Raw genomic sequence first — 25,726 nt, forward strand, 5'->3', positions numbered from 1 at the left:
AGAGATAACGGATTAGAAAGATGAACGTAAAACCGGCAACAGCGAAAATCAGTTCGCTTGCCTTAAAACATAATTTACAAGTTATTAAAGAAAAAGCGCCCCACAGTAAAATTATTGCTGTGGTGAAAGCAAACGCATATGGTCACGGCGTGGTATTTGTCTCATCAGCTTTAGAAAGCATGGTGGACTGCTTTGCCGTGGCACGTTTAGAAGAAGCACTATCTTTACGCTCCAACGGTATTATTAAACCGATCTTATTGCTAGAAGGCTTTTTTGATGAAAAAGATCTGCCTATTATTGCAGTAAATAACATTGAGACGGTGGTACATAACCGAGAACAGCTTGAAGCATTAAAACGAGCCGTAGTACCAAGTCCAATTAAAGTTTGGTTAAAAATTGATACGGGTATGCATCGTTTAGGTGTATCACTTGATGAAGTGGATTATTTTTATCAAGAGCTGAAAAAACTCCCTCAAATTCAACCTCACTTAGGTTTTGTGAGTCATTTTAGCCGTGCTGATGAACTAGATTCAGATTACACTCAAGTTCAGCTCGATCGTTTTCTTCAAGCGACAAAAGATAAAGCAGGAGAACGAACCATTGCCGCATCAGGCGGGATTCTATTTTGGCCTGAAGCCCATTTAGATTGTATTCGCCCAGGGATTATTATGTACGGCATTTCACCAACAGATACTGTAGGTGCTGAATTTGGTTTAACTCCCGTGATGAATTTAACGTCATCTTTGCTTGCTGTACGTGAACATAAAAAAGGGGAGCCTGTCGGCTATGGCGGTATTTGGACGAGTCCAAAAGATACTAAAATTGGCGTGGTTGCTATTGGTTATGGTGATGGATATCCACGTGATGTGCCGGAAGGTACGCCAGTTTATCTAAATGGTCGTATTGTTCCTATTGTTGGTCGTGTCTCAATGGATATGCTGACGGTGGATTTAGGTCCAGATAGCCAAGATAAAGTGGGCGATGAAGTAATTTTATGGGGCAAAGAATTGCCAATTGAAACGGTAGCTAAATACAGTGGTATTTTAAGCTATGAATTGATTACAAAATTAACCCCTCGTGTTATAACAGAATATGTCGATTAATTGTTTTTGCAAGAAAGCAAAAATGTAAAGAATTCAATTTTTAAAAGGAAAAATTCATGAAAAACATTAACCCAACCAATACACAAGCTTGGAAAGCACTTGAAGCTCACCAATCTCAACTGGCTCATACCACGATTGCTGATTTGTTCAAACAAGAACAAAATCGTTTTAACGATTATTCTTTAACTTTTGAAAATCAAATCTTAGTGGATTTTTCAAAAAATAAAATTAATCAAGAAACCCTCAAATTACTTCATCAATTAGCCAAAGAATCGGCATTAGATGAAGCGATTAATGCCATGTTTACGGGAGAAAAGATTAATCGTACAGAAAATCGTGCCGTATTACATACCGCACTTCGTAACCGTTCAAATACACCAGTATATGTAGATGGTAAAGATGTGATGCCGGAAGTGAATGCGGTATTAGCGAAAATGAGATCGTTCTGTGATCGTGTGATTTCAGGTGAATGGAAAGGTTATACGGGAAAAGCGATTACTGATGTGGTGAATATTGGTATCGGTGGTTCGGACTTAGGTCCTTACATGGTGACTGAAGCGCTTCGTCCTTATAAAAATCACTTGAATATGCACTTCGTTTCAAACGTTGATGGAACACATATCGCTGAAACGTTGAAAAAAGTGAATCCTGAAACGACACTTTTCTTAGTGGCTTCTAAAACCTTTACTACACAAGAAACCATGACCAATGCGAATTCTGCACGCGATTGGTTATTAGCGGCAGCGAAAGATAACAGCGCGGTGGCAAAACACTTCGCTGCGCTTTCTACCAATGGTAAAGCGGTAGCAGAATTTGGTATTGATACCAATAATATGTTTGAGTTCTGGGATTGGGTTGGTGGCCGTTATTCTTTATGGTCTGCAATCGGTCTTTCAATTGCACTTTCAATCGGCTTTGATAATTTTGAAGCACTCTTAAGTGGTGCGCATGAAATGGATAAACATTTCCGTACTGCGCCATTAGAAAAAAATATCCCTGCAACATTAGCATTGGTTGGTTTATGGAATACTAACTTCCTTGGTGCACAAACTGAAGCGATTTTACCTTATGACCAATATTTACACCGTTTTGCCGCTTATTTCCAACAAGGCAATATGGAATCAAACGGTAAATATGTTGATCGTAATGGCGATGTTATCCGTGATTATCAAACCGGCCCAATTATTTGGGGGGAACCGGGTACAAACGGTCAGCATGCGTTCTACCAATTAATTCACCAAGGTACGATGTTAATTCCTTGTGACTTTATCGCACCAGCACAAAGCCATAATCCATTAGGTGACCATCACAGCAAATTGTTATCCAACTTCTTTGCACAAACTGAAGCACTTGCTTTCGGTAAAACCAAGGAAGAAGTTGAAGCAGAGTTTGTGAAAGCCGGTAAATCTTTAGATGAGGTAAAAGACATTGTGCCATTTAAAGTCTTTACCGGTAACAAACCGACCAACTCTATTTTAGTGCAAAAAATTACACCATTTGTTCTTGGCGCATTAATTGCCATGTATGAACACAAAATTTTTACACAAGGTGTGATTTTCAATATCTTCAGTTTCGACCAATGGGGCGTGGAATTAGGTAAACAATTAGCGAACCGAATTCTTCCTGAATTGGCAGACAAAGAGAACGTTTCAAGTCATGATAGCTCAACAAATGGATTGATTAACCAATTCAAAGCATGGCGATAAGATAATGGAAAGCAAAAGAGCGGTCAAATTTGACCGCTCTTTTTTATTTTAATCAAACTGATTTGACTTTCCACATACAGCCTACGCTGATAAAAATTAATGCCACAGCGACATAAAAAACAGAGTTGTAATGCCAAATTTCTGCAATAATACCGGCAATAGGTCCACCAATAATCCAGCTACTTTTTGCTGCATTACTAAATAAGGTGGTGGCAGTGCCCATTTTAGTCGGCATTAAGTCTTGGAAATACACCATGCCAATGGTAGCGGTAATACCGATAAAAATCGCATTAAGCATTTGTAACCCGATAAGCTGCCAAGTTTGATCTGCAAATAATAAGCTTGAGTAGAAGGCTAAACCTGAAACTAACGCAATCATCATCAAGCGCTTTTTACTGAAATATTTGGTGAGATAGCCCGCAAAAATCATCACTGGAATTTCCAATCCCGCAGCCGTTCCCATCAATGTTCCCGCTAATTCTTTGTTTAAATGTAATTCATTAATCACAAATAATGGCATATTGATGAGATACATGCTGTTACAGGTCCAAAGCAATAGGTTAGCGATGAATAAGTAAATCACACTTTTTCTTGGTGGCATATTGTCTAAAATCTCTTGATTTTTGACCGCACTTTGACGAGGAATTTTCGGCAATAATTTGCTGACACCTGCACACAGTAAAAAGGCAGAACCTGCCACCAAATACATATAATCAAAGCCCCAGTTTAGCGCAATGAAAAAGGAAAGTGGCGGCCCCACAATCCAAGCCAATGAGATTTGAGTTCGCATAATTGTGGTGAACATCACCGCTTCACGATGACTACTTTCAGCATATTCTCGCGCTAAAGCAAAAGATTGCGGATTAGCGGATGAGCCCAGTCCTAACAATGTTGTACCGATAATAATTAACACATAATAATTTCGGCTATAAGCAAAAATCAGGCATCCAAGCACAGCAATCAAACAGCAAACAATCATCACTTTATGACGATCATCTTGCTTATCAGAATATTTCGCCAGAATTTGGCTCAAGATAATGCCAATAATGGCATTGACGGAATAGAACAAGCCAATAAAAAAAGGCGAAACTTGAATCTCTTGAGAGAGATACAAACTTAAAGTCGGCGTTTGAAACGCAGAAGCAATCCCCGTTAAAAAGGCAATCAATAGAAAATTGAACGCCACAAGATTAGATGGTGTTGCGTTTTGTTGTTGAACAAACATAGTTATTACTTAATAAGAGAACATAGTTGGAAATAAAAGTGCGGTTAATTTTAACCGCACTTAGTTGATTATTTGTCATATTGAATAGCCGGTAAATAACCGATCATTAAATCTAACGGGCGATTGCTGGTTATTGTATTCTCTCTGTTCTCAATGAAAAATCTTGATGTCATGACTTTTTCACCGTGATTCAAGAAAATTTCAATAATTGAACGATCAAAGAAAATTTCAACAGTTTGCAGATTTTCAACTTCGCAGAAGCGTTTGGTATCGAATTTTTCCATTAAATCGGTTTGTTCGCTTTGACTGCGATCTAAGCAAACCAAGCCATTTTCATAAGAAAGTCGTAATGATTGTCCTTTTTCATTTTGGAAGAAGGTTAAGTCAAAGGCTTGGTTATTTGCCTCAAATTTAATATACGCACGATCTAAATTAGCAATATCAGCTTTTTCATTGAGATGAAGCGCAGAAAGTGCGGTCAGATTTTTGTATATTTTATCAATCGGGCGTTGATAAATTTTCGAACCTTCTAAGCGCAATTCTCTTGGTAAGGTTAAAGCTGAGTGCCATTTAAATTTGTCTGTTGGATAAGTTAAATCTGGCAAACCAATCCAACCGAAAAGCACGGCATGAGTTTGGTTATCTAAGCCAGCAAATGTTTGTGGTGCGTAGAAATCAAAGCCCTGATCTAATTCGCTAATATATTCTGCTTCAAAGGTTAAATCTGTTAATTTGCCCACTGCATAAGTCGCATGATAATTATTTTGGAATTGATGCGCTTCCCGATCTTTACCTTGTGGCGACCAAATAAAGACATCTTTATCACCGAGCTTCAATAGGTCAGGGCATTCCCACATAAACACGTTTGTATTGTCAAAAGCAGGTAAGGAAAGCTCACCTAATAAGCGAGGCGTACCTTCAAGATTATCCATTTCAAAAATAATGGCTGTTCCCGTGAGGTTTTCTCGCTGTGCGCCGCAGATAAAACGGATTTTGCCGTCTTTAGTTAAATACGGTTTAGGATCGCGAACATGCTCTGTATAACCTTCTGGCGCATTTTCAATTAACGGACGTTTGCTAAGCAACTTCCCGTTAAGATCGAAAATCGCTAAATTTTGATAAGGCACGCGTTGATTATCACTTGGACGACGAGTATTGCCAGTGTAGAACATGGCCAATTTATCACCGACTTTTAAAGCACCGCCCGAATAACAGCCGTGAGACTCAAAAAGTTCACAAGGAATCAGATCATCCGCTGATTGATAATGCTGGAAGTCTTTCGTGATTAAATGCTTCCAATGTTTCATCCCATGAATTGCATCGAATGGAAACCATTGATAGAAAAGATGATATTTCTCGCCATCGAAGAGCAAACCATTCGGATCATTCATCAAACCAGTTGGTGGGGCAATATGAAAGTGCGGTCGAAAATATTTGTCTTTTTGCACGGTTTCAGCAATTTCTGCGAGCTCGTCTTTTTCTGCAGCTAGGATACTTTTGTATTTGCCATTATTGAAAATAATCATAATTTAATCTTATTTGGGTAAGGTGTTTTTTAAGCAATCATAGCGTTGATTCATTGCGTCAGCCCATGTTTTTAATGATTTGATGGTTGCATGTTGTGAAGCATGAGTCCAAGCATCGCGGAATAGTAGAAAATCAATCGCACATACGGCATTCAATGTACCGATATTTAATTCTTCACCAAAGATATCAATGGCTTTTTTGAGCTCGATTAAGCTTCGTTCTGTACGGTCAAAAATTTGTTGATGACGTTCAAGCCACCATTGCTCTTGTGGACGAAGGCATTTTTCAGGTGCTACGGATATTTCATTCTCTAAAATACCATCGGCTAAATAATGTAAACGGAGAATTTCCCAACGTGTCTCGCTGTTTCCATAAAGTGAAGGTTGCGTACCAATGTGATCGAGATATTCAGCAATGAGTGAACTGTTATAAAGCCATTCACCATTTTCTCGTTGTAATGCTGGTAAACGACCAAGAGGATTGTCTAAGTTATGTGGTGAGTTCTTATCTAAGCCACTGTTTGCGAGGAGTAATTCAACATGATCTTGCAATTGATGATATTGCACTACAGCACGGGCTTTTCTAGCATAAGGGCTAGAGTTGGAATACCAAAGTTTCATAAATATCTCCTAAATTATCTTCATAAATAGAAGGTGCAGTTATTTGCACCTTTGCACGCTAATTCGCTAAAAATGCCGCTAATTGTGTTTGATTTGGTAAGGCCGACATTGCGCCTTTTGCTGTCGTAGCAAGGGCGCCACAAGCATTGGCTTGACGGACAATTTGCACAAGCACATCATTTTCTTTCCAGTTTGGATGCTGTGAAAGTCCAGCAAGTAGACCACCAACGAAGGCATCGCCTGCACCCGTTGTATCAACAGGTTGTAAGGCTTTTCCAGAAATCACATCTTTCTTACCTTCTAAGTGATAGAGTGCACCATCTTTACCTAAAGTCACGATAATCAATTTTTCAGGATAAAGTGCGGTCACTTTTTCAAAGGCTTTTTCAAGGCTGTCAGTATTAGTCAAAAGCGTTAATTCTTCTTCAGAGAATTTCAATACGTCAGCTAATGCAACCGCTTCCATTACCACGGTTTTCATTTCTTCTAAGCTTGACCAAAGCGATTCACGTAGATTTGGATCAAAAGAGAAGAAACCGCCAGCGGCTTTAATACGACGAATGGCTTCGAAAGTTGCTTCGCGTGATGGATTATTAATCAGCGCAATAGAGCAGCAATGCAGCCATTCACCTTGTTGGAATGGGGGTAAATCGCTCGCTTGTAAAAACTGATCCGCACTTGGGTTTACCATAAAGGTAAAGCTACGTTCGCCATTATCTAAGCCGACGATAACTGTAGAGGTGCGATGTTGCGGATCTAAAATCATATGTTGTGTATTCACATTTTCCGCATTTAAGGTATCTTGCATAAATTGGCCAAGCGGATCATTACCTACACGACCAATAAAAGCACTCGGGCTGCCTAAACGCGCGACACCAACTGCCACATTTGCAGGCGCACCACCGGCACAGCGTAAATAATGATTTTCACCGTCAGGAATAAGATCGACAACCGCATCACCGGTTACCCAGATTTTGGGGCTCATATATTTTCCTTCTATTGTGGATATCAGTTAAAAAATAACCGCACTTAAAAAGAGCGGTCATTTTCATAGGTGTTTTATGCGATGGTTACGCGTGCGAATTTACGTTTACCGACTTGGTAAACATTTGTGCCTTTCGGTGCGTTGGCTTTCATGTCTTCGACTTTTTCACCATTGATTTTGACACCACCTTGTTTCGCTGAGCGAATCGCTTCAGAAGTAGAAGGAACCAGTCCTGCTTCTTTTAACAAGGTTGCTAAACCAATTTCGCCTTCAAAGGTGAATTCAGGCATTTCATCTGGCATTGCACCTTTTTGGAAACGGTTAATAAATTCTTGCTCAGCCGCCTCTGCCGCTGCTTCATCATGGAAACGTGCGATGATTTCTTTGGCTAGTAAAATCTTTACATCACGTGGGTTTTTGCCATTTGCTACTTCTGCTTTTAATTCAGCAATTTCAGTGAGTGGACGGAAAGAAAGTAAGTTGTACCAATCCCACATTAATTCATCCGAGATCGACATGATTTTACCGAACATATCACTTGGTGCATCAGTCACGCCGATGTAGTTACCTAATGATTTAGACATTTTTTTCTCACCGTCTAAACCAACAAGTAATGGAAGTGTTATCGCTACCTGTGGTTTTTGACCAGCTGATTTTTGTAATTCACGACCAACAAGTAAGTTGAATTTTTGGTCGGTACCACCAAGTTCCACGTCAGCTTCTAAAGCAACAGAGTCATGACCTTGTAGTAAAGGATAAATAAATTCGTGAATTGCGATAGGTTGGTTATTACCAAAACGTTTTTTGAAGTCATCACGTTCTAGCATACGCGCTACGGTGTAGTTACTTGCTAAACGGATCATTCCTTCAGTACCCAATTTACCCAACCATTCAGAGTTGAATACGATTTTTGTTTTTTGTGGGTCTAGAATTTTGTAAATCTGTTCTTTATAGGTTTCCGCATTGCGAAGCACATCTTCACGGCTAAGCGGTGGGCGAGTGGTGTTTTTACCAGATGGGTCACCGACCATACCAGTGAAATCACCGATTAAGAAATAGACTTCGTGGCCTAATTGTTGGAATTGACGAAGTTTGTTTAATACCACGGTATGCCCTAAGTGAATATCCGGAGCAGTAGGGTCTGCACCAAGTTTAATTTTAAGTGGGCGATTTTCTTTTAGTTTTTCGATTAAATCTGCTTCAGAAAGAATCTCATCAGTACCGCGTTTTAGTTCGGCGAGAACGGTATTAATATCAGTCATTCTATTTCCTAATGTTATTTTAATATTAAAGGCTACATTATAGAGAATATGGCTGAAATGAAAAGATTGAGATGAAAAAAAACGCCTATTTGTGGGGAAATAGGCGTGAAGTTGGAGTGATTATCTGTTTGTTTTTGGAATGGTTAGATGATAACAATTCTCAAATACCTTGTCAACAACAAAATGAAAATAATTCTCAATTATTTTTTTAATCGATGTAAGGTACACTTTCTGTGAGAGAAAGTGCGCTCGGAATGTCATCTGAAATGTCAAATTTTCCCGCATAAGCATAAGCTTCTACACCTTGTGATTTGGCGTCCTTTAAAAGACGATTATATTCGGGATCTACAAACTCAGCGATTTTAAAACGATCGAAGCCATCATGTAATCCAGCAAAGAGAACAACGGCGCGATGTCCTTGTTTTTTCATGGCTAAAAGCTCACGAACATGTTTTTGCCCACGAGTTGTCACCGCATCAGGAAACATTCCTAATGTACCTTTTACAAAGGTGATTGATTTCACTTCAACATAACAATCGGGCAAGCCCTCACCTTTAAGTAAGAAATCGATACGGCTATTTTCTTCACCATATTTCACTTCAGGATAAATTTCATCGTACATAGCGAGTTCTTTGATTTGTTTGTTTTGCAAGGCTTCAAAGACTAGCTGGTTGGATCTGTGCGTGTTAATACAAACAAGTTGGCCATTTGCTAATTGCGATAATTCCCAACTGTGTGGATATTTGCGCGTTTGGCTATCAGAATGAGAGTACCAAACGGTATCGCCTTTTTCACCACAGCCAGTCATTGCACCAGTGTTTGCACAATGAATGGTGATGACTTCGCCATTTGGTAATTCAATATCAGTCAAAAAGCGTTTATAACGGCGAATTAATTTTGCGGATTGTAGGGTAGGGAGTTGCATGATTGTTCCTTGATTGTCCTTGTTAAAAGAAAAGTGAGGTCAAATTTAATGATGAAATTAACCGCTCTTTGATCTGCCCCCCAAAAGTTGGACAGGTTAGTTAACTTAAATATCGAGATCGGTATTGCACTGGGCTCAATCCTTTGAAAGCAAGTTTAATGCGTTTTTGGTTGTAATACACTAAATATTCTTCAATTTCAGCCTGTAATCCAGCAATTGAATGATAAGTCCGAGAGTAAAAACACTCTGATTTTAGTATCGCAAAAAACTTTCAATCACCGCATTATCATAGCAATTTCCTCGGCGGCTCATACTTTGCACCGCTTTGTGATAAAGCGAAGTAGTGGAATATGATTGCATATAGATTTTTTACCTTAGAAAAGAGGGAGAAATAGTGTGTTTTAGCTCTTTATTATTGGTTATAACAATGGATTTCAGTCAATTTCTTTAAAAATTTTACAAAAATCTGTAAGAAATCGAATTATCCGCCGTCTAACCTTATGTAACGTTAATTTTCACATCATAAGGAAAAACAATGAAACTATCAAAAACATTTCTATTTATTACCGCACTTTGTTGTGCTACACCAACTTTAGCAATACAAAATTCAACATCATCATCTGGAGAACAAAAAATGGCAATGGAAAATACGCAAAATATTCGTGAAATTTATCTTGCTGGTGGCTGTTTCTGGGGTATGGAAGCATATATGGAGCGCATTCACGGTGTGAAAGATGCGATTTCTGGCTATGCCAATGGTAATACGGATAAAACTAGTTATCAGATGATTGGGGTAACCGATCATGCAGAAACGGTAAAAGTCACTTACGATGCAAACCAAATTTCGTTAGATAAATTGCTTAAATATTATTTTAAAGTAATTGATCCAACGAGTTTAAACAAACAAGGTAATGATCGTGGCAGACAATATCGCACAGGGATTTATTATCAAGATGAGGCAGATAAAGCGGTGATCGAACAAGCACTCGCCCAGCTTCAAATCAAATATAAAAAACCAGTGCAAATTGAGGTGCAACCGCTTAAAAATTACATCGTAGCGGAAGAATATCATCAGGATTATTTGAAGAAAAATCCAAATGGTTATTGCCATATTGATATTACCAAAGCAGATGAACCTGTGATTGACGAGAAAGATTATCCGAAACCGACTGATACAGAACTCAAAGCGAAATTGACACCGTTGCAATATTCCGTCACTCAAAATAAACATACTGAACGCTCTTTTAGTAATGAATATTGGGATAATTTCCAACCAGGTATTTATGTAGATATTACAACAGGCGAACCGGTATTTTCTTCTAATGATAAATTTGAATCGGGTTGTGGCTGGCCGAGTTTTACGAAACCAATAGCGAAAGAGGTGGTGCATTATCAAACGGATAATAGTTTTAATATGCAACGCACCGAAGTGTTAAGTCGTGCGGGCAATGCCCATTTGGGTCACGTTTTTGATGACGGTCCGAAAGATAAAGGTGGTTTGCGTTATTGCATTAACAGTGCATCAATTAAATTTATTCCGTTAGCTGAAATGGAAAAGGCAGGCTACGGATATTTGATTCAATCGATTAAAAAATAAGGAGATGCAGGATGTTAGATCAACAACTCCTTATTGGAACTGTATTTTTAGCGGGGCTTGCTTCTTTTCTGTCGCCTTGTATTTTCCCGATTATTCCAATTTATTTTGGTATTTTGAGTAAAGGGGGTAAAAAAGTCCTAAATACTTTTTTATTTATTTTAGGGCTTTCCCTTACATTTGTAAGTTTAGGCTTTAGTTTTGGCTTTTTAGGGAATATTTTATTTAGTAACACCACCCGCATTATCGCTGGCGTTATCGTGATTATTTTGGGCATTCATCAACTTGGCATTTTCAAAATTGGTTTGTTGGAACGCACGAAATTGGTGGAAATAAAAACATCAGGAAAATCAACCGCACTTGAGGCATTTGTGCTTGGTTTAACGTTTAGTCTTGGTTGGACGCCTTGTATTGGTCCGATTCTGGCTTCCGTATTAGCGTTATCAGGCGATGAAGGCTCTGCACTTTACGGTGCATCAATGATGTTCATTTATGTCTTGGGACTTGCAACTCCGTTTGTACTGTTTTCGTTCTTCTCTGATAGCTTGCTTAAACGTGCTAAAGGGTTAAATAAACACTTAGACAAATTTAAAATCGCTGGCGGTGTTTTAATTATCGTGATGGGCATTTTATTGATTACGAATAATTTTTCGTAAAGCATAATCTCAACAAAAGAAATCTATAAAAGGAAAAAACAATGAAAAAACTACTATCAATATTTCTAATGGCATTCAGCCTAAACACTTTTGCACAAACTAATTTAGCAGATGTGCAACTCAAAGATTTAAACAATCAGCCAGTTACTTTAAGCCAATATAAAGGCAAACCTGTGTATGTAAAAATGTGGGCATCTTGGTGTCCGATTTGCTTGGCTGGATTAGCTGAAATTGATGATTTAAGTGCGGAAAAAGATCTCAATTTTGAAGTAATAACCATTGTTTCGCCGGATCACAAAGGCGAAAAAGGCACTGCTGATTTTATTGAGTGGTACAAAGGGCTAGAATATAAAAATATTAAAGTCTTGCTAGATGAAAATGGTGAAATTATTGATCGTGTTCATGTTCGAGGTTATCCGTTTAATCTATTTTTGGATGCTGATTTAAATGTGAAGAAAACGGTGCCAGGGCATTTAGGAGCTGAACAAATCCGAGTGTTTGCTGAAAAATAACGATGACAAGCGGCTTATTTTTAAGCCGCTTTAGGTGAAAAGTCTGTGGTTTCTGGAATTTCAATGCCTTTCTTTTTCATCTTTGGCTTCACTACTTTCGGTGTTTGAAGGTTTGTATAAGGCGATTTTACGCCATCAAGCCCTCTTTCCCGAAATGCTTTTAGCCAATAAATGACGAGCGCATGGGAAATTTGATGAAGTTTAGCCACCTCACGGATACCATAATCCTGTTCGGTGACGAGTTTGATAATTTTCAAACGAAATTGATAAGAGTAGGACATAATCTGCATCTCAAATTAGATGTCCAGGTTTTGGGGGTAGATCACTTTTACCTTCTTAAATTTAAAAATTAAAACAAATTCTTGATTTACCATTGACTTTTTGACCTATAGTCCTTACTTTACGTATTGATGTTTCATCAACTTTATTCTTTGTAAAATAAGGAGCTTTTATGCAATCTCGCATTGTTGTTAATTCACAGGAAGAATCACTACTGAGCACACATAAAGTGCTACGTAATACCTATTTCTTATTGGGATTAACGATGGCATTTTCGGCAGTTGTTGCTTATATCTCTATGAGCTTAAACTTGCCTTATCCTAACCTTATCGTGTTACTTGTGGGTTTCTACGGTTTACTTTTCGTGACAAACCGCTTAGCAAATAGTGCATGGGGAATCTTAGCTGCATTCGCGTTTACTGGGTTTATGGGTTATACCATCGGGCCAATTTTAAACATGTATGTGGCGAGAGGAATGGAAGATTTAATTATGCTTGCATTCGCAGGTACAGCAATCGTCTTCTTTGCGTGTTCAGCTTACGTGCTAACAACGAAGAAAGATATGTCTTTCCTTTCTACCGCAATTTTCTCATTATTTATCGTGTTATTGTTAGGGATTGTGGCAAGCTTCTTCTTCCAAATTCCAGCACTAGCGGTAGGGATCAGTGCATTGTTTGTGGTATTCTCAACAATGACAATCCTCTATGAAACCAGCAATATTATTCACGGTGGCGAAACAAACTACATTCGTGCAACAGTGAGTATTTATGTGTCAATTTACAACTTATTCATTAGCTTATTAAGATTACTTTCTATTTTCTCAAGCGATGATTAGTCAGCATTAAATTTAAAGACGCTCCTGATTAGGGGCGTTTTTTTGTTTTGAACTAATTTTCTTAAGATAAGTCTTAGCATACAGGTTCGCTTGTCGAGCCCATTAATAACAAAACAGGAGTTTTTATGAAATCTTTAAAATCACTTTTAACATTAACATCACTTGCATTAGCCGTATCTGGTTCTGCATTGGCAACGAATACATCTGTATTACCAACAAAAGAATCAGTCGTAACTAATTCAAAATCAATGGTTGAAAGTACAAAAGTTGACGTGAAAAATGCGGCAAATGATAAGCTTAAATCAATGAGTGATAGTGCGAGCTCAACGAAATCAAGCGCATTAGATAAAGTTAATGCCGCTAAAGAAAAAGCGACTTCCACGAAAGATGCAGTGAAAGATAAAGCAACTTCTGCAAAAGATGCGGTAAAAGAGAAAGCATCTGCTTTAAAAGAAAAAGCGACAGAGAATAATCAACCGTCCATGAAAGACAAAGCCACTGAAAAATTAAATTCAGTCAAAGAGAGTGCAAAAGAAAAAGCGTCTGACGCAAAAACAAAAGCGGCAGATAAAGTAAAAGAAGTGAAAGAAAAAGCGACTTCAACAAAAGAGCCAGCTAAAGAGAAAGTGGCTTCTTCTGCTAAAGTAAATATCAATAAAGCAGATGCAGAAACATTACAAAAACTTTCTGGCATCGGTGAGAAAAAAGCACAAGCGATTATTGATTACCGTAACAAAGTGGGCAAAATCAAAAGTGCTGCCGAGCTTTCAAATATTGATGGTATCGGTGAAGCTACAATTGAAAAAATCACCCCATTCTTAACTTTCTAAGAAAACATAGATAAAACTGACCGCACTTTATGTGCGGTTTTTTTATTGAAGTAGATCACAAAATTGTAACAAAGTGTGATTTGAGGATTATTTCTTTTTTTATCCTATGTATAATGGGCGGACAACATCATGTAATACAAGGGGTAGATATGCAGCATTACAATGCCTTTGATGAATGGTTGGCTTCAACCGCTTTAGGTGGTTCTAATCAATCGTATATTGAGGAATTATACGAACGTTATTTAGAAGACCCATCTTCAGTCGATGAAAGCTGGCGTGCCACATTTGATGCATTGCCGAAAACAACCGCAGTAGAGCAACCACATTCACCAGTCCGTGATTATTTCCGTCGTTTAGCGCGAGAAAATACAACAGAAGCCGTGACGGTTATCGATCCAGAAGCCAGTGCAAAATTAGTCAAAGTCCTCCAATTTATCAACGCTTATCGCTTCCGCGGTCATTTAGAAGCAAAACTAGACCCAATCAATTATTATCGTTGGAAAGTCTCTACCGCACCTGAATTGGATTACTGTTATCACGGTTTTACCGAGCAGGATCTCAATGAAACCTTCAATATTAATCACTACGTCTATCATCGCGATAACATCAAGTTAGGTGATTTAGCTGAAATGCTGAAAGAGACCTATTGCGGCTCAATTGGTCTTGAGTTTATGCATGTTCAAGATATGGAGCAAAAAAGTTGGCTACAAAGCAAATTAGAAAGCCAATTAAATAAACCGCTCTTTACCAAAGAAGAAAAAATTAATTTATTAAGTGAATTGACCGCTGCAGATGGCTTAGAACGTTATCTTGGTGCGAAATTCCCGGGAGCAAAACGTTTCTCTTTAGAAGGAAGTGATGCCTTTATTCCATTGATGAAAGAAATTATTCGTCATGCGAGCAAACAAGGTGTACAAGATGTGATGTTTGGTATGGCACACCGTGGTCGTTTAAACATGTTAGTAAACGTGCTCGGTAAGAAACCCGAAGATCTTTTCGATGAGTTTGCGGGTAAACATTCAGGCGAGCGTACAGGTGACGTGAAATACCACCAAGGTTTCTCTTCTGACTTTGCCGTCGGTGATCGTCGCGTGCATTTAACCCTTGCATTCAACCCATCCCATTTAGAAATTGTTAGCCCGGTAGTGATTGGTGCAGTACGTTCTCGTCAAACCAAAAAGAATGATACAGAACGTAATCAAGTATTAGCTGTTACTGTTCATGGGGATTCAGCGGTAGCGGGACAAGGTGTTGTACAAGAAACCTTGAATATGTCTAATGCACGTGGTTATACCGTTGGTGGCACAATCCGTATTGTGATCAATAACCAAATTGGTTTTACCACCTCTAACCCAAATGATACCCGTTCAACAGAATACTGTACTGATATCGCAAAAATGATTCAGGCACCGATTATTCATGTGAATGGTGATGATCCTGAAGCGGTCGCTTTTGCCGCGAGAATGGCGGTGGAATATCGCAATTTATTCAAACGCGATATTTTCATTGATCTGATTTCTTATCGTCGTCATGGTCATAATGAGGCTGATGAACCATTAGCCACTCAACCTATGATGTATAGCATCATCAAAAAACATCCAACGCCACGTAAAGTTTATGCTGATCGTTTAATTGCTGAAGGGGTGATTACCGAAGAGGAAGCCATTGAAATGATGAATCTCTATCGTGATGCCTTAGATAATGGCGATCGCGTAGTGAAAGAATGGCGAGAAATGGATATTGCTCAAATGGACTGGTTGCAATATCTCAACTATGACTGGACATCTCCTTACGAAAGTAAATTCCCACAAGAACGTTTCCAAACTTTAGCGGAGCGTGTCAGTGAATATCCAGAAACCTTGCGTGCTCATCCTCGTGTAGAAAAAATTTATGCTGATCGCCGTGAAATGGCAAAAGGCGAGAAATTGTTCGATTGGGGTATGGCGGAAACTATGGCATACGCAACCTTATTAGATGAAGGTGCTAATGTTCGTTTATCGGGTGAAGATGCGGGACGTGGTACGTTCTTCCATCGCCATGCGGTTGTGCATAACCAAAATGATGGTACAGGTTATGTGCCATTAACACATTTACATGCCAACCAAGGTCGTTTTGAAGTGTGGGATTCTGTATTATCTGAAGAAGCTGTACTGGCCTTTGAATATGGTTATGCCACAACAGATCCAAAAACATTAACCATTTGGGAAGCGCAATTTGGTGATTTCGCAAACGGTGCACAAATCGTGATTGACCAATTTATCAGTTCTGGCGAACAAAAATGGGGCAGAATGTGTGGCTTGGTGATGTTATTGCCACATGGCTATGAAGGACAAGGTCCAGAGCATTCATCCGCTCGTTTAGAACGTTATTTACAACTTTGTGCTGAACAGAATATGCAAGTGTGTATTCCATCTACACCAGCACAGGTTTACCACATGTTGCGTCGCCAAGCGATCCGTAAGATGCGTCGCCCATTAATTGGTATTTCACCAAAATCTTTATTACGTCATCCACTTGCGGTCTCAAGTATGGATGAATTAGTAAACGGCACATTCCAAACCGTGATTGGTGAAATTGATGATATCGATCCAAAACAAGTTAAACGCGTGGTTCTATGCTCTGGTAAAGTGTATTACGATCTCTTAGAAAAACGCCGTGCGAATAACCAAACAGATGTGGCGATTATTCGTATTGAACAGCTTTATCCGTATCCACATGAAGATGTGAAGAAAGCATTAGCGCCTTATGCTCATGTGACGGATTTTGTGTGGTGTCAAGAAGAGCCATTAAACCAAGGAGCTTGGTATTGCAGTAAACATAACTTTGACAGCTCAATTCCTGAGCATGTGAAGTTAAAATATGCAGGTCGTCCTGCCTCTGCTTCACCAGCCGTAGGTTATATGTCTTTACACACCAAACAGCAAAAACAATTGGTAGAAGAAGCACTGACACTGTAAAAGTGCGGTCAAAATTTCAGTAATTTTTAAAGAAAGAATAATTTAAAGGAAAATAAAATGACAATCGAAATTCTTGTTCCAGATTTACCGGAATCCGTTGCGGATGCAACTGTTGCAACATGGCATAAAAAAGTCGGTGAGACGGTAAAACGTGACGAAGTTTTAGTGGAAATCGAAACAGATAAAGTGGTACTTGAAGTACCAGCCTTAAGCGATGGCGTAGTGACTGAAATTCTTCAAGAGGAAGGGGCTACCGTAGTAAGTAAACAGCTTTTGGGTAAACTTTCTACCCAACAGGCTGGCGATATTTCATCTGAAACAGTGAAAGACAATGAACCAACGCCTGCGGATCGTCAAAGCGCATCGATTGAAAATAGTCACAATAATTCAGCCGATCAAGGTCCTGCTATTCGTCGTTTATTAGCTGAACATGATTTAGATGCAGAGAAAATTCAAGGTTCTGGTGTGGGCGGTCGTATTACCCGTGAAGATATTGCGCGTGAAGTGGCAAAACGTGATGCTCAAAAAGCAAAACAAGATGTGGCGACAGAGCAGAATACAATCAGCACCGTGGCATATAGCTCTCGTTCAGAAAAACGCGTACCAATGACCCGTTTACGTAAACGTATTGCAGAACGTTTATTGGAAGCAAAAAATACCACGGCAATGCTCACCACATTTAATGAAGTGGATATGCAGCCGATTATGAAATTACGTAAAACATACGGCGAGAAATTTGAAAAACAACATGGTGTACGTTTAGGCTTTATGTCTTTCTACATTAAAGCTGTGGTTGAAGCATTAAAACGTTATCCTGAAGTGAATGCTTCAATTGACGGTGATGATATTGTGTATCACAACTATTTTGATATTAGTATTGCCGTTTCAACCCCACGTGGTTTAGTCACACCAGTATTACGCAACTGCGATAAACTCAGCATGGCAGATATTGAGAAACAAATTAAATCGCTAGCTGAAAAAGGCCGTGATGGTAAATTAACGGTTGAAGATTTAACAGGCGGTAACTTCACCATTACTAATGGTGGCGTGTTTGGTTCTTTAATGTCCACACCAATTATCAACCCACCGCAAAGTGCAATTTTAGGCATGCATGCCATCAAAGAACGCCCGGTTGCGGTAGATGGTCAAGTAGTGATTCGTCCGATGATGTATTTAGCTTTATCTTATGACCACCGTTTAATTGATGGTCGCGAATCGGTTGGCTTCTTAGTGGCGATTAGAGACTTATTAGAAGATCCAACACGTTTATTGTTAGAAATTTAAGCATATAGGCTTTTTCTCTTTCTAGGGAAAAAGCCTTTTTTATATTGAAGTGAATAAAAGGGCGGGAACAAGCCCGCCTTTCTATCATTAAAATCCAATCTTTATTTAGCTATTTTGCGTACTAAGATTGCTAAGATAAAGGTAATGATGATAACAGGGAAAGTCAGACCTAAATCGCTTTCCCAACCTTTTGCCATAAGAAAACGATAGAGAACGAAGCCGACAAACCAAACGCCGAGTCCAACACTATCAACTGATTTTCTCACATCATGTTGTTTAAGCACGAAGAAATCAGCAATAAGTACGGCAATCATTGGCGCAAATACTGAACCAATAAAGAACAAGAAATGTTCGTATTCTGTTACAGGTAAGGTTGAGGCTAATATAATGCCCACAATCACGGTAAGCACGGAGATTGGCGTAACTTTTAATTGATGGAAGATATTGTTTAAACTCATGCCGGTGGAATAAGCAGGAAGTGCCGTGTTAATCATGGTAGAGGCGATGACAATTAATACGCCGATAACACTGACACCCGCAAGGGAAAGAATTTGGGAGATTTCAGATTTACCTGTCACTAATGCTGCACCCAAGCCGAGCGCATACATCCAGCAGCTGGTGGCAGTATAAGTCAGCGTTGAAAGTGCGGTCGTTTTAAATGGTGTTTCGCTGTTCTTTGTGTGGTCAGATACTACTGGTAACCAAGAAAGCGGCATGACGGCAGCAATTTCAACTGCTGTACCAAATTTAATATTTTGTGCAGCGTCCATGGCAATAAATGGCTTATTGGCTACTTGAATACTTAGCCACAGCATCAGTAAAAACATGGTGACAAGTGAGAGGCTTTTGAAGATACCTAATTTAGTGAAGCCGAGTAGTAGCCAAAGTATGATGAGTATGCCTAAGCCAAGTGTAAGGAATGGAAAGATGGAAGCATCAGCTGTTTGATTTAAGATAGAAATGACTTCAGCCCCCATATAAATCATGACAGCAGTCCATCCCATCAGTTGCATGGCATTGAGTAAAGAGAAAAGGGCAGAACCTTTTTCACCAAATGATATTTGTACCGTTTGCATGGCACTTTTTTGGGTTTTTGCACCGATGTAACCTGCACAGAAAAACATCGAACCACCAATAAAGTGTCCAACAACGATGGCGATTAAACCTTGTTTCCATCCTAGTGGTGCAAACCAAGTACCCGTGAGAATTTCTGCCATTGAAATAGCAGCGGTAAACCAAATGAGTGCAATCGCAAGATTGCTTGATTTTTTCGTTTGCATGTTGTTATCCTTAACATGAGTTGTGGTTATTCTGTCCCAGTATATAACTCAATATAGAAAGGGCAAGCCCAGAATTTAAAATAAAACAAAGTGCGGTCAAATTTTTGTTTGTTTCGCTAAACAACATCAAAAATAGGAAGGAAATATGAATTTACATGAGTACCAAGCTAAGCAGCTTTTTAAGCAATATGCTCTGCCTGTGAGTGAAGGTGTCGTGTGCCAAACGGTAGATGAAGCTGAAATGGCACTCTTTCAGCTGAATGGTGATGTTTGGATAGCGAAATGTCAAGTTCACGCAGGTGGACGTGGAAAGGCTGGTGGTGTGAAACTCGTGCATAATGCAGAAGAAGCGCGTGCTTTTGCAGATAAATGGCTTGGCCAACATTTAGTCACCTTCCAAACTGATAAAAAAGGCCAACCCGTTAATAGCATTTATATTGAAGAAACCTGCCAGATTGAGAAAGAACTTTACCTTGGTGCAGTGATTGATCGTGCTTCGCAGAAAGTGGTTTTTATGGCTTCTTCAGCAGGGGGGATGAGCATTGAGGATGTGGCAAGAGAAACGCCTGAATTAATTCATAAAGTGACAATAGATCCTCTCGTGGGTGGAATGCCATATCAAGGTCGTGAATTAGCCTTTAAGCTCGGTTTAAGTGGCGAACAAAATAAACAATTTGCCGAGATTTTTGTAAAACTCGCTAAACTTTTTATCGAAAAAGATTTTTCTCTAGTTGAAGTGAATCCGCTTGTGGTGACAAAAGAAGGCAATTTAATTTGCGTAGATGCGAAAGTAGGCATTGATGATAACTCACTTTATCGACATCCTGATTTATTAGCCTTACGCGATTTAAGTCAAAGTGATGCACGTGAAGCAGAAGCAGAAAAATATCAGCTTAACTATGTTGCTTTGGAAGGTGATATTGGCTGTATGGTCAATGGCGCAGGACTTGCTATGGGTACAATGGATATCGTGAAATTATATGGTGGTAACCCTGCAAACTTCCTTGATGTTGGTGGCGGAGCAACGAAAGAGCGCGTGGCTGAAGCCTTTAAGATTATTCTTACAGATAAAAATGTGAAATCTGTCTTAGTGAATATTTTTGGTGGAATTGTACGCTGTGATCTTATTGCTGAAGGTGTCGTGGCGGCGATTCAAGAAGTCGGTGTAAAAGTGCCTGTTGTGGTTCGATTAGAAGGAACCAATGCCCCACAAGGTAGAGCAATTTTAGCCGAAAGTGGTGTGAATTTAATTGCAGCACATAGTTTACAAGAAGCAGCACAAGCGGCAGTGAAAGCGGCAAAAGGAGAATAATCATGGCGATTTTAATTAATAAAGAGACAAAAGTAATTTGCCAAGGTTTCACCGGTGCGCAAGGGACATTTCACAGCGAGCAAGCATTGGCTTATGGTACCAAGTTAGTGGGTGGCGTTTCACCGAATAAAGGCGGAACAACGCATTTAGGTTTGCCGGTATTTAATACAGTGCGTGAAGCGGTGCAAGCTACAGGGGCTACGGCAACGATGATCTATGTGCCAGCACCATTTTGCAAAGATGCCATTTTAGAAGCTATTGATGCAGGTATTCAGTTGGTAGTCTGTATTACAGAAGGCATTCCAACATTGGATATGTTGTTGGTAAAACAAAAATTAAATGAAACGGGTATCGTGATGATCGGCCCAAATTGTCCAGGCGTGATTACACCGGATGAATGTAAGATTGGTATTATGCCGGGCAATATACATAAAAAAGGCAGAGTAGGCATTGTTTCTCGTTCAGGCACTTTGACTTATGAAGCTGTAAAACAAACAACAGATGAAGATTTCGGTCAATCCACTTGCGTAGGGATCGGCGGCGATCCTATTCCAGGATCTAACTTCATTGATATTCTTAAACGATTCCAAGAAGATGCTGAAACTGAAGCCATCGTGATGATTGGTGAAATCGGTGGCTCTGCAGAAGAAGAGGCAGCAGCGTTCATTAAATCTCATGTGACAAAACCTGTGGTGGCTTATATCGCAGGTGTAACGGCACCAAAAGGCAAGCGTATGGGACATGCAGGAGCGATTATCAGCGGTGGAAAAGGAACAGCTGCAGATAAAATTGCTGCACTTGAAGCGGCGGGTGTGAAGACAGTGAGAAGTCTCGCTGAAATCGGTTCAGCCCTCCGTGAATTGTTGAAATAAAAACTTAAAAAATTGACCGCACTTTGGATTCGTTTTCAAAGTGCGGTCGTTTTTTATAACAAATTCTTATAACCTGCCTCTAAATCGGTGTATAATCTCATCAGTTTTTTAAGGACAAAATTATGAGCCAATTTTTCTATATCCACCCTGAAAATCCGCAAGCGCGTTTGATTAATCAAGCGGTAGAAATTTTGCGTCAAGGTGGCGTCATTGTGTATCCGACAGATTCGGGCTATGCCTTAGGCTGTATGATCGGCGATAAACATGCGATGGATCGTATTGTGGCGATTCGTAAATTACCAGAAGGGCATAATTTTACGTTGGTATGTAGCGATTTATCCGAGCTTTCAACCTATGCAACGGTCAGTAATGTGGCTTATCGCTTAATTAAAAACAATACACCGGGGCGTTATACCTTTATTTTGACGGCAACGAAAGAGCTTCCTCGTCGATTAATGACGTCAAAACGTAAAACGATTGGCTTGCGTGTACCGGATAATCAAATCGCCTTAGATTTATTGAAGGCATTAGGTGAGCCGATTCTATCTTGCTCACTGATGTTGCCAGATAATGAACATATGACTTATTCCGATCCAGAAGAGATTCGTGAATGCTTAGAACGTCAAGTGGATTTAATTATTCATGGTGGCTATTTAGGTCAAGAGCCAACAACGGTGGTAGATTTAACGGAAGAATCACCAGTGATTTTACGTGAAGGAAGTGGTAGTACCGATCCTTTCATTTAACTTATTTTAGACGCTTGGGAAAGCGACAAAGGAAAAACAGATGAAACCTATTCAAAAACCAGTCAGACAAGAACGTGAAAAACAAGCGGGAAAACAACCGCACTTTGAGCGTAAAGATCGTAAAAGTGTGGTCAATTCTGACATCAAATTAACCCCTAAAACTAAGGTGGCTAAGCTATCTCGCCAATCTACTGTAGAAGGTGAAAAATTACAGAAAGTGCTTGCGCGTGCTGGGCAAGGCTCTCGTCGTGAAATTGAAGCGATGATTGCTGAAAATCGTGTAAGTGTTGATGGCAAAATGGCGACTCTTGGCGATCGTATCGATGTACATTCTGGTGTAAAAGTGCGTATTGATGGTCGTATCATCAATCTTCAACAAGCGCAAAAAGAAGTGTGCCGTGTATTAATGTATTACAAACCTGAAGGTGAACTTTGTACGCGTAGTGATCCTGAAGGTCGTCCAACTGTATTCGATCGTTTACCACGCCTAAATGGCGCAAGATGGATTGCGGTAGGACGTTTGGATATTAATACTTCAGGCTTATTACTTTTCACAACAGATGGTGAATTAGCTAACCGTTTAATGCATCCAAGCCGTGAAGTTGAGCGTGAGTATTCTGTGCGTGTATTTGGTCAAGTGGACGATGCCATGTTAGCGCGTTTACGTAAAGGCGTGCAGTTGGAAGATGGCCCAGCCAATTTCAAAGAAATCAAATTTGCCGGTGGTGTTGGGATTAACCAATGGTACGATGTGACTTTAATGGAGGGGCGTAACCGTGAAGTGCGTCGCCTGTGGGAATCACAAGGTATTCAGGTAAGTCGCTTAATTCGTATTCGTTACGGCAACATTAAGCTGATGAAAGGTTTACCGCGAGGTGGCTGGGAAGAAATGGATTTGGAAAACGTCAACTATTTACGTGAATTAGTGGGCTTACCGCCTGAAACCGAAACTAAATTGGATGTGACAAAACCTCGTCGTCGACCAAAATCAGGTCAAATTCGTAAAGCAGTAAAACGTTATACTGAGTTAAGTAAACGCTATAAAAAATAGGTGGTATTCGCGATGAAAATGCAGCAACTCCGCTACATTGTTGAGATTGTAAACCAAAATTTAAATGTGACTGAAGCCGCAAATGCGCTTTATACCTCTCAACCTGGTATCAGTAAACAGGTTCGCTTGTTAGAAGATGAATTAGGTTTAGAGATTTTTGAGCGTAATGGTAAACACATTAAATCCATTACACCTGCGGGTAAAAAGATCGTCGCTATTGCTCGTGAGCTTTTAGTGAAAGCTCAAAGTATTAAATCAGTGGCCAATGAATATACTTGCCCGAATCATGGCGTGTTACGTATTGCGACAACTAATACGCAAGCGCGTTATATGTTGCCGGCTGTGGTGGAACGTTTCTCTAAACAATATCCGGATGTGAGTTTGCATATTCACCAAGGTTCACCGACGCAAATCCATGATGCATTGATTTCGGGCGAAGTGGATTTAGCGATCACAACAGAAGCGCCGTATCTTTTTGATGATTTAATTCAACTGCCTTGCTATTTGTGGAATCGTTCGGTGATTGTTAAACCTGACCATCCTTTGGCAAAAGTGAAAAATCTTACTGTTGAGGAGTTAGGTAAATATCCGTTAGTCACTTATACCTTCGGTTTTACCGGTGTGTCTGATTTGGATTATGCGTTTAACCGTGCGGGGATTCTGCCAAATATTGTGTTTACCGCAACGGATGCTGACGTGATTAAAACTTATGTGCGTTTAGGATTGGGTGTGGGCATTATGGCATCTATGGCGCATACACCGGCAGATAAGGATTTAGTGGCGATTGATGCAGGGCATTTGTTCCGTGCGAGTATGACGCAAATTGCGTTTAAACACAGTACTTTCTTACGCAATTATATGTATGACTTTATTGAATTTTTCTCTCCACACTTAACTCGCCCAATGGTTGAAAAAGCAGAGAAATTGCGTGATAATAGCGCGGTGAAGAAATTGTTTGATAATGTTGAATTAGAAGTGAAATAAGCATAGAAAAATATAAAAGTGCGGTCAGAATTGAATATGAATTCTGACCGTTTTTTTTTACAATAAAAATAAATGTGGCACTAAGTTCATGACGATGACTGTTGCAATAGAAAGCAATAATCTTGATGAGCCAAAGATAAAACCTCGGTTGGTACCATTATCAAATTTTACTAATAGATTTGCCATCGCGGTTAAAGCATAGACTTCAATCACTGTGAAAATGACTAAGTAAATATAAGTAGAAAGCAAAGAAATATATTTCAACGTAATAAACCAAGGCAGGATAATACCAACAGCCAAGATTGGCGCCACCCATAGTGTTTGTTTAATCGTTAAATTAATTTTTCGAGAAAAATAACTTTGTAATGACACTGTCAGTAAACCATTCACAAAAAGTGCAATGGGGGAGTGTTCCGGCATGCCTAATTTGTTATCAAATAGGAACGGGAAGATCACAAAGAATGAGGTTGCAATGGAAAGGGGAATAAACAACATCAAATGCACTAATAAAAATTCTTTAGTGATGATTTCTTTAATTTGGGCAAAGCGAAATTTCACTAAGGTTTGCAAAGTTTGGATTTGATAAAACGGTTTTACCATTAAGGCAAAGAGAACTGCTTCCATAGCAAAGCAGACCCAAATCAACCATTCAATATGATTGTATTTGATAAATGGAATCACCAACAAAGGCGCAAACATAGACGACATGGAGGTGACTTTTAAATATTTTCCCTGTAATCGAGTTTTCTCTTTGTATTCTTCACCTGCGAGTACCAATAGGCAGGCTTTCGCATTGGTACCAAACAAACAGCTGCCTAAGCCAAAACAGGTGGTGGCAATTAAAAGCAGAATGTAATTGTCGGCAGAGAGAAAGAAAATATAGGCGATGACATCTAAAAAGCATCCGAGCAACATCATTTTTGCCAGTCCAAAACGATCGCCCCATATACCGGCTAAAATAGCCAATGCTTGGTTGCAGAAAAAAAGCAACGAGAGCGAAAAGGCAATTTCGCTGTTGCTTAATCCTTTTCCTTGTAAATAGATGAAAAATACCGTTTGCATGGAAAAGAATGCAAGGGTAGAAAAGAAACGACGAGTCAGTAAAAGTTTTTGTAAATTCATTGTTTTATTTAAAAAGGAAAAGCACGCGTTAAGAACGCGCGCCAGTAATTGGTTAAGTG

23 protein-coding genes and 1 pseudogene are annotated in these 25,726 nt (G+C 39.4%); 14 read left to right on the plus strand and 10 right to left on the minus strand.

What is annotated here, in order from left to right:
- The first annotated feature begins 20 nt into the window (after window positions 1-20).
- Together alr and pgi are read left to right on the plus strand one after the other, a co-directional pair.
- The gene (gene alr / locus ADA56_RS02630) at window positions 21-1,103 is read left to right on the plus strand and encodes an alanine racemase (RefSeq protein WP_049369041.1); all 1,083 of its coding nucleotides are present in this window, start codon (window positions 21-23) and stop codon (window positions 1,101-1,103) included.
- A 56-nt stretch (window positions 1,104-1,159) separates the two neighbouring features.
- Complete coding sequence (gene pgi, locus ADA56_RS02635; RefSeq protein WP_049369042.1) at window positions 1,160-2,809, plus strand: glucose-6-phosphate isomerase; 1,650 nt, start codon at window positions 1,160-1,162, stop codon at window positions 2,807-2,809.
- Between the two features lie 52 nt (window positions 2,810-2,861).
- Here the strand turns inward: pgi and ADA56_RS02640 are convergent, their stop codons facing one another.
- The 7 genes from ADA56_RS02640 to ADA56_RS09680 form a co-directional block, all read right to left on the minus strand.
- Window positions 2,862-4,034 carry an MFS transporter gene (locus ADA56_RS02640; RefSeq protein WP_049369043.1) on the minus strand — a complete coding sequence of 391 codons (1,173 nt, stop codon included), beginning with the start codon at window positions 4,032-4,034 and terminating at the stop codon, window positions 2,862-2,864.
- Between the two features lie 68 nt (window positions 4,035-4,102).
- Window positions 4,103-5,560 (minus strand): glycoside hydrolase family 32 protein, encoded by a 1,458-nt coding sequence (locus tag ADA56_RS02645; RefSeq protein ID WP_049369044.1) that lies wholly within the window; start codon window positions 5,558-5,560, stop codon window positions 4,103-4,105.
- Between the two features lie 9 nt (window positions 5,561-5,569).
- On the minus strand, window positions 5,570-6,181 hold the full coding sequence (locus ADA56_RS02650; RefSeq protein WP_049369045.1) for a glutathione S-transferase N-terminal domain-containing protein: 612 nt from the start codon (window positions 6,179-6,181) through the stop codon (window positions 5,570-5,572).
- A 58-nt stretch (window positions 6,182-6,239) separates the two neighbouring features.
- Entirely contained in the window at window positions 6,240-7,166 is a 927-nt protein-coding gene (locus tag ADA56_RS02655) for an aminoimidazole riboside kinase (protein ID WP_049369046.1), read from the minus strand.
- Between the two features lie 74 nt (window positions 7,167-7,240).
- Window positions 7,241-8,428: a tyrosine--tRNA ligase gene (tyrS, locus tag ADA56_RS02660; protein ID WP_005695949.1), complete on the minus strand. Its 1,188-nt coding sequence runs from the start codon at window positions 8,426-8,428 to the stop codon at window positions 7,241-7,243.
- 208 nt (window positions 8,429-8,636) lie between these two features.
- Entirely contained in the window at window positions 8,637-9,353 is a 717-nt protein-coding gene (gene sfsA, locus ADA56_RS02665) for a DNA/RNA nuclease SfsA (RefSeq protein ID WP_049369047.1), read from the minus strand.
- A gap of 100 nt (window positions 9,354-9,453) precedes the next feature.
- A complete protein-coding gene (locus tag ADA56_RS09680) occupies window positions 9,454-9,612 on the minus strand; it encodes an IS3 family transposase (RefSeq protein ID WP_080972322.1) in 159 nt (52 codons plus the stop codon).
- Window positions 9,613-9,888: 276 nt separating this feature from the next.
- On the opposite strand from ADA56_RS09680, the gene msrAB reads away from it, so the two are divergent.
- From msrAB to ADA56_RS02680, 3 genes are read left to right on the plus strand one after another with little or no spacing between them, the layout of a single operon-like run.
- A complete protein-coding gene (msrAB, locus tag ADA56_RS02670) occupies window positions 9,889-10,950 on the plus strand; it encodes a bifunctional peptide-methionine (S)-S-oxide reductase MsrA/peptide-methionine (R)-S-oxide reductase MsrB (RefSeq protein WP_049369048.1) in 1,062 nt (353 codons plus the stop codon).
- An 11-nt stretch (window positions 10,951-10,961) separates the two neighbouring features.
- Window positions 10,962-11,603, plus strand: a complete 642-nt coding sequence (locus ADA56_RS02675; RefSeq protein ID WP_049369049.1) for a cytochrome c biogenesis protein CcdA — start codon at window positions 10,962-10,964, stop codon at window positions 11,601-11,603.
- Window positions 11,604-11,644: 41 nt separating this feature from the next.
- Window positions 11,645-12,115 (plus strand): redoxin family protein, encoded by a 471-nt coding sequence (locus ADA56_RS02680; RefSeq protein ID WP_049369050.1) that lies wholly within the window; start codon window positions 11,645-11,647, stop codon window positions 12,113-12,115.
- A gap of 26 nt (window positions 12,116-12,141) precedes the next feature.
- Here ADA56_RS02680 and ADA56_RS02685 read toward each other — a convergent pair.
- Window positions 12,142-12,396: pseudogene (locus ADA56_RS02685) on the minus strand (transposase); the annotation flags it as partial.
- A gap of 170 nt (window positions 12,397-12,566) precedes the next feature.
- Between ADA56_RS02685 and ADA56_RS02690 the strand changes: the two are divergent.
- The 4 genes from ADA56_RS02690 to odhB all read left to right on the plus strand — a co-directional run bounded on the left by ADA56_RS02690 (window position 12,567) and on the right by odhB (window position 18,300).
- Window positions 12,567-13,229 (plus strand): Bax inhibitor-1/YccA family protein, encoded by a 663-nt coding sequence (locus tag ADA56_RS02690; protein ID WP_005699490.1) that lies wholly within the window; start codon window positions 12,567-12,569, stop codon window positions 13,227-13,229.
- Window positions 13,230-13,354: 125 nt separating this feature from the next.
- Complete coding sequence (locus ADA56_RS02695; RefSeq protein ID WP_049369051.1) at window positions 13,355-14,059, plus strand: helix-hairpin-helix domain-containing protein; 705 nt, start codon at window positions 13,355-13,357, stop codon at window positions 14,057-14,059.
- A 149-nt stretch (window positions 14,060-14,208) separates the two neighbouring features.
- On the plus strand, window positions 14,209-17,016 hold the full coding sequence (gene sucA, locus ADA56_RS02700) for a 2-oxoglutarate dehydrogenase E1 component (RefSeq protein WP_049369052.1): 2,808 nt from the start codon (window positions 14,209-14,211) through the stop codon (window positions 17,014-17,016).
- A gap of 57 nt (window positions 17,017-17,073) precedes the next feature.
- Entirely contained in the window at window positions 17,074-18,300 is a 1,227-nt protein-coding gene (odhB, locus tag ADA56_RS02705; RefSeq protein WP_049369053.1) for a 2-oxoglutarate dehydrogenase complex dihydrolipoyllysine-residue succinyltransferase, read from the plus strand.
- Between the two features lie 101 nt (window positions 18,301-18,401).
- Here the strand turns inward: odhB and cytX are convergent, their stop codons facing one another.
- Entirely contained in the window at window positions 18,402-19,580 is a 1,179-nt protein-coding gene (gene cytX / locus ADA56_RS02710) for a putative hydroxymethylpyrimidine transporter CytX (RefSeq protein WP_049369054.1), read from the minus strand.
- 145 nt (window positions 19,581-19,725) lie between these two features.
- Between cytX and sucC the strand changes: the two genes are divergently transcribed.
- The 5 genes from sucC to cysB all read left to right on the plus strand — a co-directional run bounded on the left by sucC (window position 19,726) and on the right by cysB (window position 24,545).
- Complete coding sequence (sucC, locus tag ADA56_RS02715) at window positions 19,726-20,892, plus strand: ADP-forming succinate--CoA ligase subunit beta (protein WP_049369055.1); 1,167 nt, start codon at window positions 19,726-19,728, stop codon at window positions 20,890-20,892.
- A gap of 2 nt (window positions 20,893-20,894) precedes the next feature.
- Complete coding sequence (sucD, locus tag ADA56_RS02720; RefSeq protein WP_049369056.1) at window positions 20,895-21,764, plus strand: succinate--CoA ligase subunit alpha; 870 nt, start codon at window positions 20,895-20,897, stop codon at window positions 21,762-21,764.
- 122 nt (window positions 21,765-21,886) lie between these two features.
- Window positions 21,887-22,510, plus strand: a complete 624-nt coding sequence (locus ADA56_RS02725) for an L-threonylcarbamoyladenylate synthase (protein ID WP_005695962.1) — start codon at window positions 21,887-21,889, stop codon at window positions 22,508-22,510.
- Window positions 22,511-22,550: 40 nt separating this feature from the next.
- Window positions 22,551-23,561 carry a 23S rRNA pseudouridine(2605) synthase RluB gene (rluB, locus tag ADA56_RS02730; protein ID WP_080972323.1) on the plus strand — a complete coding sequence of 337 codons (1,011 nt, stop codon included), beginning with the start codon at window positions 22,551-22,553 and terminating at the stop codon, window positions 23,559-23,561.
- A 12-nt stretch (window positions 23,562-23,573) separates the two neighbouring features.
- Window positions 23,574-24,545 (plus strand): HTH-type transcriptional regulator CysB, encoded by a 972-nt coding sequence (gene cysB, locus ADA56_RS02735; RefSeq protein WP_049366941.1) that lies wholly within the window; start codon window positions 23,574-23,576, stop codon window positions 24,543-24,545.
- A gap of 57 nt (window positions 24,546-24,602) precedes the next feature.
- Here cysB and ADA56_RS02740 read toward each other — a convergent pair whose 3' ends face one another.
- Window positions 24,603-25,667 carry an MFS transporter gene (locus ADA56_RS02740; RefSeq protein WP_049369057.1) on the minus strand — a complete coding sequence of 355 codons (1,065 nt, stop codon included), beginning with the start codon at window positions 25,665-25,667 and terminating at the stop codon, window positions 24,603-24,605.
- Window positions 25,668-25,726 lie beyond the last annotated feature (59 nt).

Origin of the sequence: Parahaemophilus parainfluenzae (assembly GCF_001055095.1) — a bacterium.
GTDB classification, from domain to species: Bacteria; Pseudomonadota; Gammaproteobacteria; order Enterobacterales; family Pasteurellaceae; genus Haemophilus_D; species Haemophilus_D parainfluenzae_Z.